We start from the raw sequence: 16,722 nt of genomic DNA, 5'->3' as shown, positions 1-16,722 counted from the left end.
TGCCGATCCAATCCTCAGCGACCCCGCGCATCCGCGCGCCGCGGTCGCCCGTGCCGGGATGTCCAGCATGTCGACGATGAACGACCCCGCCAGCGTGATCGGCGACTTCGCCTGCGCGTTCGGTCCCGCGGCCGCCCGCGCGATCGTCGCGCCCGACGGGTATGCCGTCTGCGGCGACGGCGACGTGCGCATCGCCACGCGCGGCGCGGTGCGCCGCGGCGAAGCCGGCGGCGTGCACTGGTTCGCGCTGGCCGACCTCGTCGAGGGCCGGTGCGCCGACGGCGTCGCTGCACTCGATGGTGATGGACCGCATGCGCGCTGGCGCGGCCGCTTCGTTCAGGTCGTCTGGAGCGCGGAGGGTCGCCGCGTCGCCGCGCTGACCGACCACTTCTCGACGCTGCCGCTCTACGTACTCGAGCAGGGCGGCACCGTGCTGCTGGCGAGCGACCTGCGCCTGGTCCTTGCGAGCCCGCTGTGCGCGCGCGAGGTCGATCCCCTCGCGATCTACCACTACCTCAACTTCGCCTACGTGCCCGCACCACTGACCATCTGCGCCGGCGTGCAGCACGTGACGCCGGGCACGCGCTACGCCTGGGATGGCAGGCGCGGGGCCAGCACGCGCTACTGGCTGCCCGAATACGCGGAGGACCTGCGCGGCAGCGACGAAGCCCTCGCGCGCGACCTGCGCGCGCAGATCGTCGCGAGCGTGCACGACTACCGTCCCGCCGACACGCGCAGCTGGGGCTGTTTCCTCTCCGGCGGCACCGACAGTTCGAGCATCGTCTCGATCCTCGCCAGCGAGCGCCCCGAGGCCAGGGTGCGCAGCTTCTCCATCGGCTTCGCCGAGGAAGGCTACGACGAACTCGCCTACGCCGAACTCGTCGCCCGCACGGTCGGTGCCGAACCGTACACCGCGCGCGTGAGCCGCGGCGACGCGCTCGCCCTGCTCGAGCGCGTGGTCGGGGCGTGGGACCAGCCGTTCGGCGACGCATCGGCGGTACCGACGCTCGCCTGCGCCGCGCTCGCGGCGACGCAATCGGTCGACACCTTGCTCGCGGGCGACGGCGGCGACGAGATCTATGGCGGCAACGAACGCTACGCCAAGGACCAGGTGATGGAGGCGTTCCACCGCCTGCCCGCGTCGCTCAAGGCGCTCGCGCGGGGCATCGGTCGCCTCGCCGGCCGTTCCTCCTCGCACTTCCTCAACCGCATCGACAATTTCACGCGTCGCGCGTCGCTGCCGAACCCGGATCGCTTCTACACCGACGATTCGTTCGGCTCCGACGACTACGACGAGCTGCTGACGCCGGCGTTCCGCGCGCGCGTGCCGCGCGACGCCTCGCTCGAATTCATGCGCGAGGTGTACGCGCTCGGGGGGCATGCGGGCCCGTTGCACCGGATCATGCGCCTCGACCTCGGCATGGCGATCGCGCAGAACGATCTCTACAAGGTGCACGGCGCGTGCCGCGCGCACGGCATAAGCGCGCGCTATCCCTACCTCGATCCACGCCTCGTCGCCTGGACCGGCCGCCTGCCGCCCGACTGCAAGGTGCGCGGCACGGCCAAGCGCTACCTGTTCAAGCAGGCGATGGCCGGCATCCTGCCGGAGGACGTGCTGAAGAAGAAGAAGCAGGGTTTCGGCCTGCCCGTCGCGGTGTGGCTGCGCAGCGACGCGCCGTTCCAGCAGTTCGTGCGCGAGGTGCTGTTCGATGCGCGCACGCTCGCGCGCGGCGTGTTCGAGCGCGCGTTCGTCGAACGCCTGCTCGCCGAGCACGCGCGCGGCAGCTGGGACCACTCGCGCGGCATCTGGCAGCTCGTCGTGCTCGAGCTGTGGCTGCGGAGGCACCTCGATGCGGCCTGAGCCGAGCTCCGGCGGCGCCGGCCTGCGGCCGATGCGCGTGCTCATGGTGCTGGAAAGCAACTTCCCGGTGATCGGCGGCGGCGGCGCCGAGTCGCAGGTGCGCACGCTCGCGATGCGCCTGCGCGAGCGCGGCCATCGCGTGACCGTGCTGACGCCCCTGCGCGACCCCGACCTCACGCCCGCGCGTATCGGCCGGCACGAAGGCATCCCGGTGCTGCGCATCGCCTATCCGCGCATCCGCCTGTTCGGTTCGCTCGTGCTGTGGTTGCGCCTGCTCGCGTTCCTCGCGCGCCATGGCCGCCGTTACGACGCCTGGCACGTGCACATCGCGCACCACCTCGGCGCGCTCACGACGATGATGGGGCGGCGCATCGGCCGCACCGTGGTCGTGAAGATCTCGGGCTGGTGGGAACTCAAGAAGGGCCTGCTGCGCGACGATGGCGGTCTCGTCGCACGCATCGGCCAGCGCTGGCTGCGCGGTGCGCATGCGCTGCAGGCGATCAGCCACCGCATCGAAGCGGAGCTGCTGCGCCATGGCTTCGCCGGCGAGCGCATTGTCGCGCTGCCCAATGCGATCGACACGCGCCGCTTCGGTTTGCGCGCGGCGCCGGCCGCGGACGGCGTGCCGACCGCGGTGTTCGTAGGCCGGCTGGTGCCGGAGAAGGGCCTCGGCGTGCTGCTCGATGCCTGGGCCGACGCGTTCCCGCAGGCCGGACGCGCGCGCCTGCGCCTGGTCGGCGCCGGCCCGCTCGAGGCATCGCTGCGCGCGCAGGCGGAACGCCTCGGCATCGCCGCGCAGGTCGAGTTCCTCGGCCATCGCTCCGACGTCGAGCACCTCCTGCGCGAGGCCGATTTCGGCGTGCTGACCTCGACCATCGAAGGCCTCTCCAACACCCTGCTCGAATTCATGGCTTCATGCCTGCCGGTGGTCGCGAGCCGCGTCAGCGGCAGCGAGGACTTCATCGTCGACGGCCGCAACGGCTGGCTGTTCGAGCCGGGTGACCATGCGACGCTCGCGCACCGCCTCGCCGACGCCGTCGCGCGGGGGCGGCCCGGCCTGCACCGGCTCGGCTGCCAGGCGCGCGCCGACGTCGCCGCGCGCGCCGACCTCGATGTCGTGGTCGATCGCCTGCTCGCGTTGTACCGTGGCGAGGACCCGGCGCGCATCACCGCGTCCGCCACGCTGCCCCAGGGGGACTGAAACGCATGTGCGGCATCATCGGCCTCGTCGTCGCACCCGGCCAGCAACCGCCCGACGCCGGCGTCGGCCGGGCCATGAACGACGCGATCCGCCATCGCGGCCCGGACGACGAGGGCTACTACCGCGATGCGCGCGTGCTGCTCGGCATGCGCCGGCTCGCGATCATCGACATCGCCGGCGGCCACCAGCCGATGTCCGCCGACGGCGGGCGCATCCAGCTCGTGTTCAACGGCGAGATCTACAACTACCGCGAACTGCGCGCCGAACTGCAGGCGCTCGGCCGCGAGTTCCATTCCGCCTCCGACAGCGAGGTCGTCGCGCAGGCGTTCGCCGAATGGGGCGAGCGCTGCTTCGCGCGCCTCGACGGCATGTTCGCGCTAGCGGTCTGGGATCGCCGCACGCAGACGCTCGTGCTCGCGCGCGACCGCTTCGGCGAGAAGCCGTTGTTCTACGCCCACGACGACGCGCGGCTGCTGTTCGCGAGCGAGCTCAAGGCGCTGATCGAAGTGCCGGGCTTGCGGCGCGAGCTCGATCCCGCGGCGCTGCGCTCGTACGTGCGCTACGGCTACGTGCCGACCCCGGCGAGCATCTTCGCGAGCGTGCGCAAGCTGCCCCCGGGCTGCTACCTGCGCTGCAGCGACGGGCGCATCGCGGTCGAGCGCTACTACACGCTCGACTTCGGCCGCCGGCAGGCGATCGGCGCGGCCGACGCGGAGCAGCGCCTCGCCGAACTGCTCGACCGCGCGGTGCACAGCCGCATGGTCGCCGACGTGCCGTTCGGCGCGTTCCTCAGCGGCGGGCTCGACTCGAGCACGGTCGTCGCTCTGATGACGCGCCATTCGTCGCAGCGCGTGCGCACCTATTCGATCGGCTTCAAGGAAGCCGCCTACAACGAACTGTCCGACGCACGTCGCGTCGCCGAACACCTCGGCACCGACCATCACGAACTGGTGGTCGAGCCCGACGCGGTGGGGCTGCTCGAACAGCTCGTCTGGTACCTCGACGAACCGTTCGCCGATTCGTCGGCGGTACCGACCTTCCTCGTCTCGCAGCTCGCGCGCACGCAGGTGGCGATGGTGCTGACCGGCGACGCGGGCGACGAGACGTTCGCCGGCTACACGCGCTACCTGCGCTTCCTCGCCCTGCAACGCCTCGGTCCGCTGAAGGCGTCGGTCGCGCTCGCTGCGCGCGCGGGCGCCAGCCTCGTCGGTGGCTCGTTCGGCTATCGCCTGCGCGGCGTCGCCGAGCGCATGCGCATGCCGTTCCCGGATAGTTACCTCGGCAGCGTCGCGATGAGCCGTCCCGGGACCGTGCGCGACCTGCTCGGCGCGGCGGTGCGGGACGGCTACGAGGACCCGCTGCACGCGCTCGCGCGCGGCGGCAGCGCGCGTCATTCGATGCTCGACCGCATCGTCGAGCTCGACTTCGGCAGCTACCTGCCGGACGACATCCTGGTCAAGGTCGACCGCATGGCGATGGCGAACTCGCTCGAAGGCCGCGTGCCGTTCCTCGACCCGGCCGTGGTCGAGTTCGTGGTGAGCCTGCCGGAGAACCTGCGCGTGCGGCACGGGCGCGGCAAGCACATCCTGCGTCGCGTCGCCGAACGCTGGCTGCCCGCGGACGTCCTGGCGAAACCCAAGCAGGGCTTCGCGATCCCGCTCGGGCAGTGGTTCCGCGGCCCGCTGCGGCCGCTCGCCGAGGACGTGCTCGCGAGCCGCGCGTTCCGCGAACGCGGCCTCATCGATCCGGCCGCCGCGCGCGCGTGCCTCGACGATCATCTCGCCGGGCGTGCCGACCGCGGCGAATCGCTCTGGCTGGTGCTCTCGCTCGAACTGTGGGCGCGCCGCTTCCTCGACGCGGCGCCGCGCGCCTGACATGTTGCGCTTCCTGCTCCTGTTCCAGATCCTCTACACGGTCTACCAGGGCCACTACAACTTCGAGTCCGGCGTGCCCGGGCTCAACCTGCCGAACGCGCTGTTCCTGCTCGTGCTGGTGATGCTGCGCTTCTCGGGCAGGCCCGACGAGGTCGAGCCGAAGGCCTTCATGCGCGGACCGCTGCTGTTCTTCATGGCGATGCTCGTGCTCGCGTTCGTGATCGCCCAGGTACGCGCGCCGGGCGCATTCATGGTCGACGTCACCTACCTCAAGAACGCGCTGTTCTCGCCGCTGCTCTATTTCATGTACCTGCACTGCAGGCAGGACCTCCGCAACACGCGCCTGCTGGTGATCGCGGTGATGGCGGTCGCCGCGATCGCCGCGGTGCAGGCGATCCGCCAGGGCTTCGACTACGGCATCGGCACCTACGTCGAGACCCATCGCGCCTCCGGGCCGTTCGGCAGCAATTACCGCGATGCGAACCGCGCCGGCGTCTACTACGCGATGTTCCTGCCGATGTTCATCGGCCTCGCGCTGTTCCTGCGCGACAAGCGCTGGCGCATCGCCGCGCTCGGCGGGGTCGTGCTGCTGACGATGGCGCTGCTGTTCACCTATTCGCGCCAGGCCTATTTCATCGCCGTGCTCGGCCTCGCCGTGCTGCTGCTCCGGCGTAGCGTGCTGCTCGCGATCGTGCTCGGGGCGACGCTCGCCTCGCTGGTCGGCTTCCTGCCCGAGAGCGTGACCCAGCGCGTCGAGGAAACGCAGCAGAAGGGCCCGCACGGCGAAGAGAAGGTCGACGAGAGCACGGCCAGCCGCTGGGAGATCTGGGCCGGCGCGCTGGCGATGTGGCAGGCCAACCCGGCCGGCGTCGGCCAGAACCGCTTCAAGGACGAGATCGGCCACTACTCGGCGTTCCAGCACTTCGATGCGCACAATTTCTACGTGCTCACGCTCGCCGAGGGCGGGCCGCAGGCGCTGCTCGCGCTGCTGCTGCTCGTGCTCGCGACGTTCCGCCTCGGCGCGTGGCTGCGGCGGAGCATGCCCCCCGACGACCCGGAAGCGCGTGCGCTCGCGATCGGCTTCAGCGTGACAGCGCTGTGCATGGCGCTCGGCAACCTCTACGGCAGCCCGTTCCTCGAAGGCAACGTGATGGGCACGTTCTGGATCCTGTGCGGACTGCTCGAGCGCTACATGTTGCTGAAGACGCGGCAGGTGCCCGCGTCGACCGCGCTGGTCGTCTCCGGCGCCGATCGCATGATCGAGCGCTTCCCGCTCGCCGCGCGTGCGCGCGGCCTGCCGGCGCGCCGCCCGTGAGCGCGACGCGGCCGCGCCGCGCGGTACTCGCGCTGTCGGGGCTCAACCTCGCCGGCAAGCTGCTTGCGATCGGCAAGACCCTGATCATCGCCACGCTGTTCGGCACGAGCGGCGTGCTCGACGCGTTCTGGGTCGCCTACTCGCTGCCGCTGATGCTGCCCAACCTGCTCACCACGGTCATCACGGTCGCGTTCGTGCCGCGCTTCGTGAAAAGCCTCGAGGGGCGCACCGGCGCCGACGCCTGGCGCGGCGCCAACACGCTGTTCACGCTCGCGATCGGCGTGTCGCTGCTCGCCTGCGCGGCGATCCAGCTGTGGACCGGCGCGCTCGTGCACCGGCTTGCGCCCGGCCTCGCGCCGGAGAACCAGCAGCAGGCGATCGCGATGATCCGCCTCATGCTGCCGTGCATGCTCATGCTCACGCTGTCCTCGCTGCTGTCGGCGCTCAGCAACGCGCGCGAGCGCTTCGTGCTGCCCGGCCTCGACGGCATCGTCAACAACAGCGCGATCATCCTCGTCGCGCTGCTGCTCGCGCGCGAGCTCGGCGTGCGCGCGCTCATCGCCGGCATCACGCTCGGCTTCTTCGTGCAGCTGTGCATCCTTGCCTTCGGCAACCGCGACCTGTTCCGCAGCAGCCTGCGCCCCGCGTTCGCGCTCGGCCATCCGGATTTCCTGCGCCCGCTCGCGCACCTGCTGCCGTTGCTGGTCGGTTCGGTCGGCGCGATGCTGACCGGCCTGGTCGACCAGTATTTCGTTTCGCGCCTGGACGCCGGCTCGATCTCGGCGCTCACCTACGCGACGATGATGGCGATGCTGCCGGTCGAAGTGTTCGCGCAGGCGATCATCACGAGCTATTACCCGTCCCTCGGTCGCGGCGTCGCCGCCGGCGACCACACCGCGGTCGCGGCGACCTGGCGCAGCGGGCAACGCCTGATCCTGCTGCTGACGCTGCCGTGCGCGGTGCTGCTGGTCGGCCTCGCCAAGCCGATCGTGATCGTGCTGCTCGAACACGGACGCTTCGACGAGCGTTCGACCGCGCTCACCGTCGAAGCGATGAGCCTGCTCGCGATCGGCATGGTGTTCCGCTCGCAGGCGTACTTCAGCTACCGGGTGCTGCACAGCATGGTGCGCCCGTGGACGCAGGTGTTCATCGGGCTCGCCGGCGTCGCGACCTGCGTCGGCCTGAACCTGCTCTGGGCGCAGCGCCTCGGGCTGCGCGGGGTCGCGCTGTCGGCGGTGCTGTCGCAATTGCAATCGTCCCTGCTCGCCGCGATCGTCGTGCGCCGGCTGCTGCGGGCAGGCGCGCCCGCGCAGCGTCCGCTGTCGGCGCCATTGCTGCTACCGCTCGGCGTGCTCGCGGCCGGCATCCTGCTGGCGCGCGTGATCGTTCCGGCGGGCCTGTACGAGGCGAGCCACCGCCTGTGGGCGATCGCCTGCGGCCTCGCCACGCTGCCGGCCGGGCTCGCCGCCTTCGCCCTGGCCTGGCGCCTCGGCCTGCCTGAAGCACGGGACATCGGGGCGAGGCTGCGCGCCCGTCGCGCGCGCCCACGCGGCGCCGGTGGATCGTGATGCTTTTCACGAATCGCGCCGTGGCAGCCGCCTGAAAATCGACGCTCGATAATCGGACGCGGATTAATCAGGACCGATTTTTCCGGTGAATGGCCGATAACCGGATTCACGATTTTCCAACGGCGCTCACACAATTTTGGCGATTCGCGCCAAGTCATTGTGCGACGTTGCGAATTTCGTCCCAAACCAGGTGCGGACCGGGCGGCAGAATTTCCGCCTCGACTCTCCCCCTGGAAAATCCATGCCCGCTTCGCCGCTCCGCACTGCCTCGCTGCTCGCCGTCTCGGTCACCGTTTCATCGATTTTCACGATCGCACCCGTTCGCGCCGAATCCGTCCCCGACACGGTCTTCGACAGTGGTTTCGAGGCACCGGTCGGTGGCGGCATGGCCAACGCCTGCGACGGCTTCTACCAGCCCGGCTTCGCGCTGCTCGAAGGCAAGATCAACCCACCCGCCGGCAGCCTCGCCAAGCCGGCCAAGGGCCAGGCCTTCGCCGATCCGGGTTTCGACACCTGCATGGTGCGCATGACCCAGCACGACGTCGAGCCGCCGCAGCAGTTCGCGCGCAACGACTACTCGCGCCGCCAGCCGTTCAATGCCGACAACAGCCGCGTGCTCGTCTACGGCTCGGGCGGCAACTGGCACATCTACGACGCGAACACGCTGCAGTACGACAAGCGCCTCAACGGGCCGGCCGGCGACGCGGAAGTGCAGTGGCATCCGACCGACCCGAACAGCATCTACTACATGCCGACCAACGGCGGCATGAAGATCTTCAAGCTCGACATCCGCAGCAACACGTCGACGACGGTCGCCGACTTCACCGGCCGCCTGCCGTGGTCGAACGCGGCGCGCCTGTGGACCAAGAGCGAAGGCTCGCCCTCGCGCGACGGCCGCTACTGGGGCTTCCAGGCCGAGACGAGCAGCTTCGGCATCCTCGGCTACGTCGTCTACGACCTGCAGGCCAACCAGATCGTCGGCACGCGCAACGCGAGCGTGCGCCCCGACCACACGAGCATGACGCCGTCCGGTCGCTGGTTCACGTCGTCCGACGACACGCTCGGCACGTGGGCGTGGTCGCCCGACTTCACGCAGAAGAAGAAGCTGTTGCACAAGTCCGAGCATTCGGACATCGCGGTCGGCGCGAATGGCCACGACCTCTACACCTCGATCGATTTCCAGAGCAACAACGGCGACGTGTTCTTCGTCGACATCGACGCCTGCCCGAGCGTGCCAGCCGACGCCGACCCCGCGTCGACGCCGGAGTGCCCGCGCACCGTGCTGTTCCCGACCTACGTCAATGGTTCCTCGACGTCGGTGCACATCTCCGGCAAGGCGTACGACAAGCCGGGCTGGGTGCTCATCTCGACCTACAACACGCGCCAGGACCGCAGCGGTGCATGGCCGTGGTTCACCAACAAGGAAATCGCGGTCGAACTCAAGGCGAACGGGCGCGTGTTCGGCCTCGGCTACCACCATGGCGGCGACGACGGCTACTGGACCGAGAACCAGGGTGCGGTCAACCGCGACTTCACGCGCGCCGCGTTCAATTCCAACTGGAGCACGGGCAGCGCCACCGACGTCGACGACTACCTGATCCAGCTCGAGCCGGGGATGATTCCCGCGGCGCAGTGAGGCTGCGCCCGCTGCATCGGGCATTGGAGCCCTGAACGGAAAGGCCGGCGGTCGCGAACCGCCGGCCTTTCATTCTTCATGCGGCGCGCGATCGCGCGTGCGCGCCGGTCACGGGATCGTGATCGCCGCCCCGCTGCGGTCGTAGGCCCAGTCGAGCACCTGCGCCGGGAAGCCCGTCGGCCCGCTCGTCACCACGTGCAGGTAGCCATACTCCACCTGCCCGCCCGCTTCGTCGTAGAAGGCGATGCCGAGATAGCCGTCCGCGCCGGCGACCCAGCGGCCGAGGCGGCGCGAGGCGCCTGACACCGTCGAGCCCGGACCGATCGTGTCGCCCGCGTGCAGCACCGCGAACTCGCCATCACCGTCGACGACGCCGCCGACCAGCGCCTCGAACGCGGGCGGCACGACGTCGCCGTACCAGTACACGTACATGCCGTCGCCATCGGGACCGCCGACGAGGTCGTAGAGGTTGACGTCGTCGCCGGTCGAGTTCGCGTCGTAGCCATGGTAGTCCGCGCGCGCGAAGTCGAAGGCGCTGCCGTCGACGCTGTCGGCCACCGCGGCGCCGATCGTGCCGGCGACGATGTTCGGGTTCGTGCTCGACTCGAAGCCGTCGCAGAACAGGGTGTCGCTGCCACCGCTGCACGCGGCCGCGGGCGGATGCCCGACGACGAGCGTCACCGGGATCGCGAGCACGGCCTGCGACGGATCGTTCGTGACGAGGCAGACCTCGGCGTGGTACTCGCCTTCGGCGAGCGCGCCGATCGAGGCATCGGCGACCACCTGGATCGTCGTGCTCGCGCCGCCGTCCACGCTCGTCGCGCCCGCGCTCGCGGCGAGCCAGGGCACCACCGGCCCCGCGCACGCGCCGCCGTTGCCGCCACCGGTGGCGACCGCGCGGATCATCAGGTTGCCGTCGAGCGTGCCCTGCTCCACGTCGCCGATCGTGCCGGTGATGTCGTTGTTGCCGAGATTGGACAGGTCGACCGGCGGCGTCGACGTCGACGAGATGTACGAGCGCCCTTGCGGCGCGGACTCGTCGAGCGCGGCCGGGAACAGGCGCGGCGTGAAGTGGCCCGCGAGCGCCCACTGGTCGACGAAGCCGAGGTAGACGTCGCCCGCGGCCGGCACCTCGAAGTCGACCGCATAGGTCTCGAAGTTGCCCGTGCGCGCGATCGGCACCAGCGCGTCGACGCCGAGCCGCACCGCATTGCGCGGGTCGCCGTCGCCGTCGGCGTCGTAATAGGCGACGAGGTTCGCCTGCAGGCCGGCGAGGTCGCCGTCGCCGGACGGCCAGTACACGCCGACCGAGTGGATCGTCATCGCGTCGCTCGCGACGTAGCGGTTGAGGTACACCGCGGCCTGTTCGCCGGATGAGTCACCGGCGCCGAGCGCGGTTTCCGCGCTGCCGTCGTCGAGCTGCAGCGTGAACGCGTCCGACGGCAGCCATGGCGATGCCGCGCGCGACGGGCGCGCGAGCGCGCGCGCGGCGATCGTCGCCGGTACGCGCGTCGAAGTCGCCTTGCCGACGCCTGCCTTGGCGCGCGCATACGGCAGCAGGGTCGCATGCGTGGCGCTGCGCGTCTCGATCGTGAACGCGAGCGGTGCGCTGCCCGGCGCATTGGAGAGCACGACCGAGCCGCTGGCGCTCGCGCCTTCGTCGACCTGGAACTCGAGTGAAGCCGGGGCCACCGATGCGCTCGGCGGCACCGCATCGACGCCGAGCGCGACCGAGTCGATCCACCAGCCGTTGTCGCCGTCGGCGACGAACGAAGCATCGTCGGCGGTACGGAAGCGCAGGCGCGTCGTGTGCCCGGTCGCCGCGTCGGGCAGGGTCGCGACGGTCGTCATCCAGCCGTGGCTGTCGCCGGTCCATGCGGCGCGGCCGCCGATCGGGTTGTTGCTGGCGTCGTTGAGCGTGGCGCCGTAGCCGCCGCTGCCGAAACGTCCGCCCGCGTCGACGATGTCGACGTACGGCGCACCGTCGATCGACACCTCGAGCACGGCGCCGTCGAAGCGGCGTTCGAGGTTGTAACGATGGCGGAACGACACGTTCTGGCGCGCGACCGGCGTGAACGCCGGCGTTTCGAGCGTGAAGTCGGCGACGAAGGCGCGCTCGGGCGCATGCGCCGAGATCGGCGCGGAGTCGGCGACGTCGCTGACGGTGCGCCAGTCGGCGCCGCTGCCGTCATCCGACGAGATCCATCCTGCCGGCAAGGCCGGGGGAGCGCTGCCGTCGAAATCCTCGGCAGGCGGGAAGGCGCCGCCGCCCGTGCTGGTGACGAGCAACGCCGCGCTCGCCGCGCCGGCATTCGCGCCGAGGTCGGTCTGCAACGCACCCGCGGGAATCGTATTGGCATAGTTGCCCGGCGTCGCGCCGCTCACCGCGACACTGACGCTGCAGGTGCCGGTAGCGGGAATCTGCGCGCCCGCCGGCAGGATCACGTGCGTGCCGTTCGCGTCCGGCGTGGCGCCCGCGCACGTGCTGGTGGCGGCACCCGCGACGACGAGCCCCGCGGGCAGCGTGTCATCGAGGTCCGCGGTCAGCGTCGCCACGCCCGGCTGCGCCTGGTTGCCGAGCGTGATCGTCAGCGTCGACGGGCTGCCCGCGGGCACGACGGCCGGGACGAATGCGATCGCGACGCCGGGCGGCGCGAGCATGCCGGCCGCGCGGAAACGCAGGTCGTCGATGAGTTCGCCGCCGTCGTTCTGCGCACGGAAGACGACCTTGCCGATCGGCGCCGGGCTCGTCACGCCGAAGAACGCGGCGTTGTCGCGCGTGCCGGCCGGCGTGACCGTGGTCGTGCCGAGCGAGGCACCGTCCGCGTCGAAGACTTCGATGTCGACCGCGGTGCCGCCGCTGAGGCCGCCGTAGACGTTCGCGGCGACCGCGTCGGCGGCCGGCTCGAGCGTCACGATCGTCGAATCGGCGAAGGTCGTCGCGCCGACCGCACGCGTGGCCTGGTTCGGCCCGAGGAACGCGGGCGGGAACTCGATGATGCCGTTGCCGGAGGTCGAGGTGATCGCGAAGCCGGCCGCGAGCTGGCCGGGCGCGAAGCAGACGTCGTTCGACGTGCTGCCCATCGGTTCGCCGCACAGGGTCGGGAACGGCCCGACCGGGCTGCCGCCGTCGAAGCTCTCGGTCGTGAGGTTCGGCGGTACGCCGAGTGCGGCGTCGAACGACGCTTCATCGGCATGGAACTCGACGCCGCCGCGCACGGCAGCGGTTGCGGCGTGCATGGGTGATGCAGCGAGTGCCGCGCCGAGCAGCGCGGCAGCGAGCGTGATCGGCGCGCCGCGGCTTGCGGCGGGGCGCGGGTGTTGCGCGAATCGGGGGTGCCGCGCACGAGGCGCGGCCAGCGAAGTCTTCATGGCTCATTCCGGGTTGCAGGGACGTGCGCGCGCATCCGCACCGGCTCGGAGCGGACGACGGGCGTCACGACGATCCGGCCTGACTGCGCTCCGTGCGCGGCGGCCGTGGGCAACACGCGCCGACTTGGCGCGCCCATTGGTCCGCCGGGACCGCGTGCGAGTACGCGGCCGGTGCGCCGCCGTCCGTCGCGGCGCCTGCCGCGGGCTCGCGCGTGCCGGAGCACGCACCGCGACGGCGGAACCGGCACAGCCTAGGCGCGCCGCGCGCGCTCCGGCAATGTGCCGGCGCGGCGCACTTGTGCCGTTGGCACAAACATGCCGAACGTCGACCCGAGGCGGCCGCGTCGGCGGCGCGAACGGCGCATCCGTCCGCGGCCGCGCGTGCGCCACGCTCGACTTTCGGTCGGGGCGCGCGCCGGCCGCGCCGGCGCTTTCGCGCCTCAGCGATGCGCCGCTGCGCGCTGGGCGGCGAGGAAGCCGAGCTGGCAGCGCGTCGCCGCGCCGAGTTCCTTCATGAGCGCGCTGATGCGCCGCGCGAGCGTGCGGTGCGAGATGCCGAGCTCGAGCTGGATCGCCTTGTCGTTGAGTCCGGAGGTGAGCAGCGACAGCAATGCATCGCGCGCGCCCGCGTCGGCATCGGGCGCGACCGTGTACGGCGTCGCCGCCCGCCACAGCATCTCGAAGATCTCGCACAGCGCATCGAGCAGCGACGACGGGCGCACGAGCAGGACCGGCCCGCCGGGCCGGCCGAGATCGAGCGGGATGATCGCCATGCGGCGGTCGGCGATGACGAGCTTGAACGGCAGCGAGGCCGCGATGCGGCACTCCTCGCCGCGCGCGGCGTTGTCGCGCATGTGCTCGGTCCAGCCCGGCATCGACAGCAGGTCGCTGTCGATGAGCGCGCGGCAGCGCACGCCGCGCGAGAGTGCCTCGAACAGCAGGTGGTCCGGTTCGTCGACGTTCGACACGAGCATCGGCGCGCGCGTCAGGCTGAGCAGTTCCTCGCGCACGGTGCGATGCATGTGCACGAACAGCTGCGCGGTGGCGCTCGGGCTCAGGATCTCGACCAGGCGCCCGTCGCGCACCACGGCGCCGGCGCCTGCCGCGCCGAGGGTCGCGATCGCGGCACGCGCGCGGCGCTGGCGCTGTTCCTCCTCGCGCTGGCTCGCCGCGATCAAGGCTTCCACCGCGACGTCGGGCGGCGCGGCGAAATAGCGCGGTGGCCGGTCCGGCGTGTGCGACACCATGCCCTTCTCGCCGAGCGCGCGCAGGACGCCGGCGATGCGCCTCGAGGCGAGGCCCAGGCGCCGCGCGAGTTCGGCGGACGACAGGCCTTCGTGGCGGAGCAGCAGGCGATAGGCGCGCTCCTCGAGCGCGCCGACGCCCATGACCTCGAGCGCGGGCCGCGTGGCGGTGGAGGAGACGGGACGCGACGGCATGAGGGGCACCTGCGGCGGAAAACCGTCGCTACGTAGCACGCCCGTGCGCGCGCGACAACGTCAGTCGCGCGACGCGCGCCAGGCGCGCAGGCGGTACGCGACCTCGCCGACGAGTTCGTGCAGCGCGTCCTCCGCCTTCATCGTCGCGCTGCCGGTCGGCAGCAGGTAGCCCGGGTTGTCCGGTGCGTGGTAGCGCGGCTGCACCGGGTACGCGCAGGCGTCGAAGCCGGCGGCGCGGAACGCGACGAGCGCGCGCACCATGTGCAGCCGAGAGGTCACGAGCCAGATGCGTCGCGGCAGCGCAGGCGCGAGCCGGGCGCTCGCCTGCGCGTTCTGCCACGTGTTCAGCGACGCGGTTTCCACCTGCAACGTCGATGCATCGACGCCGAGGTCGCGCGCGAGGTTGGCGAGGATCACGCTGTCGGCCACGCCACGATCGCTGGTGCCGATGACCGCGAGCGGCACCGCGCCGAGCGTGCGCTGCAACTCGACCGCGCCGATCAGCCGCTGGATGCTCGCCAGGCCGAGCGCGGCGTAGTCGCGTTCGCCGCGCGGACGCGCGACGAGGCCGCCGGACAGCACGACGACCGCCTGCGGCGGCATGCCCGTGCATGTCGCCGGACCGGGCACGCGCGCCTCCTGGATGCGCACGAGCGCATTGGCGCCGAGCGGCGTGGTCAGCACGACGAGCAGGGTGGCGGCGGCGATGCAGGCCACGCGCACGCGACGCCAACCGAGGCGGCGCGCGAGCCACCACAGGGCTCCGACGATCAACAGCAGTCGCAACGGCGACAGCATCAGGTTCCTCCCCGCGAAGGGCCGCCAGTGTCGCACGGCGCACCGGCTGCGTTCCCGGCCAGCGCGCCGGCGCCGCGCTGCGCGCCATGCGTGGCGATGCAGCGCATGCGCGGGCCGCTGCCATACAATCGGCATCGCGCACGAGTCGCTCGTGCCCGCAGGCAGGAGCCGACCGGATGACCGACGACCGCAGTGCCGCGCATCACCCGCCACGCGCGCGCGCGCGGCTCGCGCTCGTCGTCGCCACCCTCGCCGCCGTCGCCGACGCGGGTGCGCAGGAGGGCCATTCGCAGCGCGAACTGCCGCCGCTCGTCGTGAGCCGCTCGACCGGCACGGCGCGCGAGGGGGTCGCCGCGGCGTGCGCGTCCGAGGTGTACGCGGACCAGCCGCCCGCGCTGCGCAGCCTGCAGCCGCAGGGCAGCGATCCGCCGCAACCGGTGCCGCCGAAGCCGGCCAAGGGCGCGGTGTTCCGCGACCGCGCCGGCACCTGCGTCGTGCGCGCGACCGCGCACGACGCGGAGCCGCCGCCGACGTTCGCGCGCAACGACTACGCGCGCCGCCAACCGTTCAATGCCGATTCGAGCTACGTCCTCGTCTACGCGAGCGGCGGCTACTGGCATCTCTACGACGCGCGCACGCTGCGCTACCTCAAGCGGCTCGACGGTCCCGCCGGCGACGCCGAACCGCAGTGGCACCCGACCGACCCGAACACGCTGTACTACCTGCCGACCAACGGCGGCCTCGTGCTCCATGCGCTCGACGTCCGCGACAACCAGTCCCGCGTCGCCGCCGACTTCAGCGGCCGCCTGCCCTGGCCCGACGCGACCCACCTGTGGACCAAGGACGAAGGCTCGCCCTCGGCCGACGGTCGCTGGTGGGGCTTCCAGGCCGAGGCCGGCAACGATTTCGCGATCCGCGGCTACGTCGTCTACGACCTCGCGACCGACCGCATCGTGGGTACGCGCGCGGCGACCATCCGCCCCGACCACGTGAGCATGAGCCCGTCGGGGCGCTGGTTCACGAGCTCGGGCGACGAGGAAGGCACCTGGGCCTGGTCGCCCGACTTCCGCAGCAAGAAGAAGCTGCACCACAAGTCGGAGCATTCCGATCTCGCGATCGGCGCGAACGGCCACGACCTCTACGTCTCGATCGATTTCCAGAGCGCGCGCGGCGACGTGTTCTTCGTCGACATCGACGCCTGCCCGTCGGTGCCCGCATCGAAGCCGGCCGCCAGCGTCCCCGAATGTCCGCGCACCGTGTTGTTCCCGACCTACCTCGACGGCGCGCACGCCTCGCTGCACTTCTCCGGCAAGGCATTCGCGAACCCCGGCTGGGTGGTCGTGTCGAGCTACGACACCCAACCCATGCGCAGCGGCGGCTGGCCGTGGTACACGAACAAGATCTTCGCGGTAGAGCTCGCCGCGCACCCGCGCATGCGCACGCTCGGCTACCACGAGGTCACCCGCTACGCCGGTTACTGGACCGAACCGCACGCCTCGCCGAACCGCACGCTCGACCGCGTCATGTTCAACTCGAACTGGGGCACGGCCAGCGCCGACGACGTCGACGACTACATGATCGTGCTGCGCGAGCGCGCGCTGCCGCTCGCCGCCCGCGGCGCGGCGACGCCTGCACCGCCCGCGCAAGGCCGCTGAGCG

Annotated in this window: 10 protein-coding genes; 7 read left to right on the top strand and 3 right to left on the bottom strand. The window is 71.4% G+C overall.

Translation table 11 applies throughout. The features are described from left to right. Positions 1-67 precede the first annotated feature (67 nt). From EV148_RS07930 to EV148_RS07905, 6 genes are all read left to right on the top strand, one after another. Positions 68-1,861, top strand: coding sequence for an asparagine synthetase B family protein (locus EV148_RS07930; protein ID WP_131996166.1), 1,794 nt, complete (start codon positions 68-70; stop codon positions 1,859-1,861). After that, positions 1,851-3,062 carry a glycosyltransferase family 4 protein gene (locus tag EV148_RS07925; RefSeq protein WP_131996163.1) on the top strand — a complete coding sequence of 404 codons (1,212 nt, stop codon included), beginning with the start codon at positions 1,851-1,853 and terminating at the stop codon, positions 3,060-3,062. Before EV148_RS07930 ends, EV148_RS07925 begins: the two co-directional genes overlap by 11 nt. Positions 3,063-3,067: 5 nt before the next feature. Continuing rightward, positions 3,068-4,936, top strand: coding sequence for an asparagine synthase (glutamine-hydrolyzing) (gene asnB, locus EV148_RS07920; RefSeq protein ID WP_131996160.1), 1,869 nt, complete (start codon positions 3,068-3,070; stop codon positions 4,934-4,936). A gap of 1 nt (position 4,937) precedes the next feature. Next, entirely contained in the window at positions 4,938-6,251 is a 1,314-nt protein-coding gene (locus EV148_RS07915) for an O-antigen ligase family protein (RefSeq protein ID WP_131996157.1), read from the top strand. Then, a complete protein-coding gene (gene murJ, locus EV148_RS07910) occupies positions 6,248-7,819 on the top strand; it encodes a murein biosynthesis integral membrane protein MurJ (protein WP_131996154.1) in 1,572 nt (523 codons plus the stop codon). Before EV148_RS07915 ends, murJ begins: the two co-directional genes overlap by 4 nt. 241 nt (positions 7,820-8,060) lie before the next feature. After that, on the top strand, positions 8,061-9,455 hold the full coding sequence (locus EV148_RS07905) for a hypothetical protein (protein ID WP_131996151.1): 1,395 nt from the start codon (positions 8,061-8,063) through the stop codon (positions 9,453-9,455). A 108-nt stretch (positions 9,456-9,563) separates the two neighbouring features. Here EV148_RS07905 and EV148_RS07900 read toward each other — a convergent pair whose 3' ends face one another. The 3 genes from EV148_RS07900 to EV148_RS07890 form a co-directional block, all read right to left on the bottom strand. Next, positions 9,564-12,827, bottom strand: coding sequence for a DUF7933 domain-containing protein (locus EV148_RS07900; RefSeq protein WP_131996148.1), 3,264 nt, complete (start codon positions 12,825-12,827; stop codon positions 9,564-9,566). Positions 12,828-13,267: 440 nt separating this feature from the next. Further along, complete coding sequence (locus EV148_RS07895) at positions 13,268-14,266, bottom strand: helix-turn-helix domain-containing protein (protein ID WP_131996145.1); 999 nt, start codon at positions 14,264-14,266, stop codon at positions 13,268-13,270. 60 nt (positions 14,267-14,326) lie between these two features. Further along, positions 14,327-15,064, bottom strand: coding sequence for a YdcF family protein (locus EV148_RS07890; RefSeq protein WP_158287377.1), 738 nt, complete (start codon positions 15,062-15,064; stop codon positions 14,327-14,329). A 176-nt stretch (positions 15,065-15,240) separates the two neighbouring features. Between EV148_RS07890 and EV148_RS07885 the strand changes: the two genes are divergently transcribed. After that, positions 15,241-16,719 (top strand): TolB-like translocation protein, encoded by a 1,479-nt coding sequence (locus EV148_RS07885; RefSeq protein ID WP_131996139.1) that lies wholly within the window; start codon positions 15,241-15,243, stop codon positions 16,717-16,719. The last annotated feature ends 3 nt before the right edge of the window (positions 16,720-16,722 follow it).

Origin of the sequence: Dokdonella fugitiva (genome assembly GCF_004342425.1) — a bacterium.
GTDB classification, from domain to species: Bacteria; Pseudomonadota; Gammaproteobacteria; order Xanthomonadales; family Rhodanobacteraceae; genus Dokdonella_A; species Dokdonella_A fugitiva.
The sequence above is the reverse complement of the archived record's forward strand: the minus strand, read 5'-3'. Positions and strand labels throughout refer to the sequence as shown.

What these genes read in the sequence shown, in the direction of transcription:
- EV148_RS07930 (WP_131996166.1), top strand. Translation starts at nt 68, where the DNA reads ATGTCGACGATGAACGACCCCGCCAGCGTGATCGGCGACTTCGCCTGC.
- EV148_RS07895 (WP_131996145.1), bottom strand. Translation starts at nt 14,266, where the DNA reads ATGCCGTCGCGTCCCGTCTCCTCCACCGCCACGCGGCCCGCGCTCGAG.
- EV148_RS07890 (WP_158287377.1), bottom strand. Translation starts at nt 15,064, where the DNA reads ATGCTGTCGCCGTTGCGACTGCTGTTGATCGTCGGAGCCCTGTGGTGG.
- EV148_RS07885 (WP_131996139.1), top strand. Translation starts at nt 15,241, where the DNA reads ATGACCGACGACCGCAGTGCCGCGCATCACCCGCCACGCGCGCGCGCG.
- EV148_RS07925 (WP_131996163.1), top strand. Translation starts at nt 1,851, where the DNA reads ATGCGGCCTGAGCCGAGCTCCGGCGGCGCCGGCCTGCGGCCGATGCGC.
- asnB (WP_131996160.1), top strand. Translation starts at nt 3,068, where the DNA reads ATGTGCGGCATCATCGGCCTCGTCGTCGCACCCGGCCAGCAACCGCCC.
- EV148_RS07900 (WP_131996148.1), bottom strand. Translation starts at nt 12,827, where the DNA reads ATGAAGACTTCGCTGGCCGCGCCTCGTGCGCGGCACCCCCGATTCGCG.
- EV148_RS07905 (WP_131996151.1), top strand. Translation starts at nt 8,061, where the DNA reads ATGCCCGCTTCGCCGCTCCGCACTGCCTCGCTGCTCGCCGTCTCGGTC.
- EV148_RS07915 (WP_131996157.1), top strand. Translation starts at nt 4,938, where the DNA reads ATGTTGCGCTTCCTGCTCCTGTTCCAGATCCTCTACACGGTCTACCAG.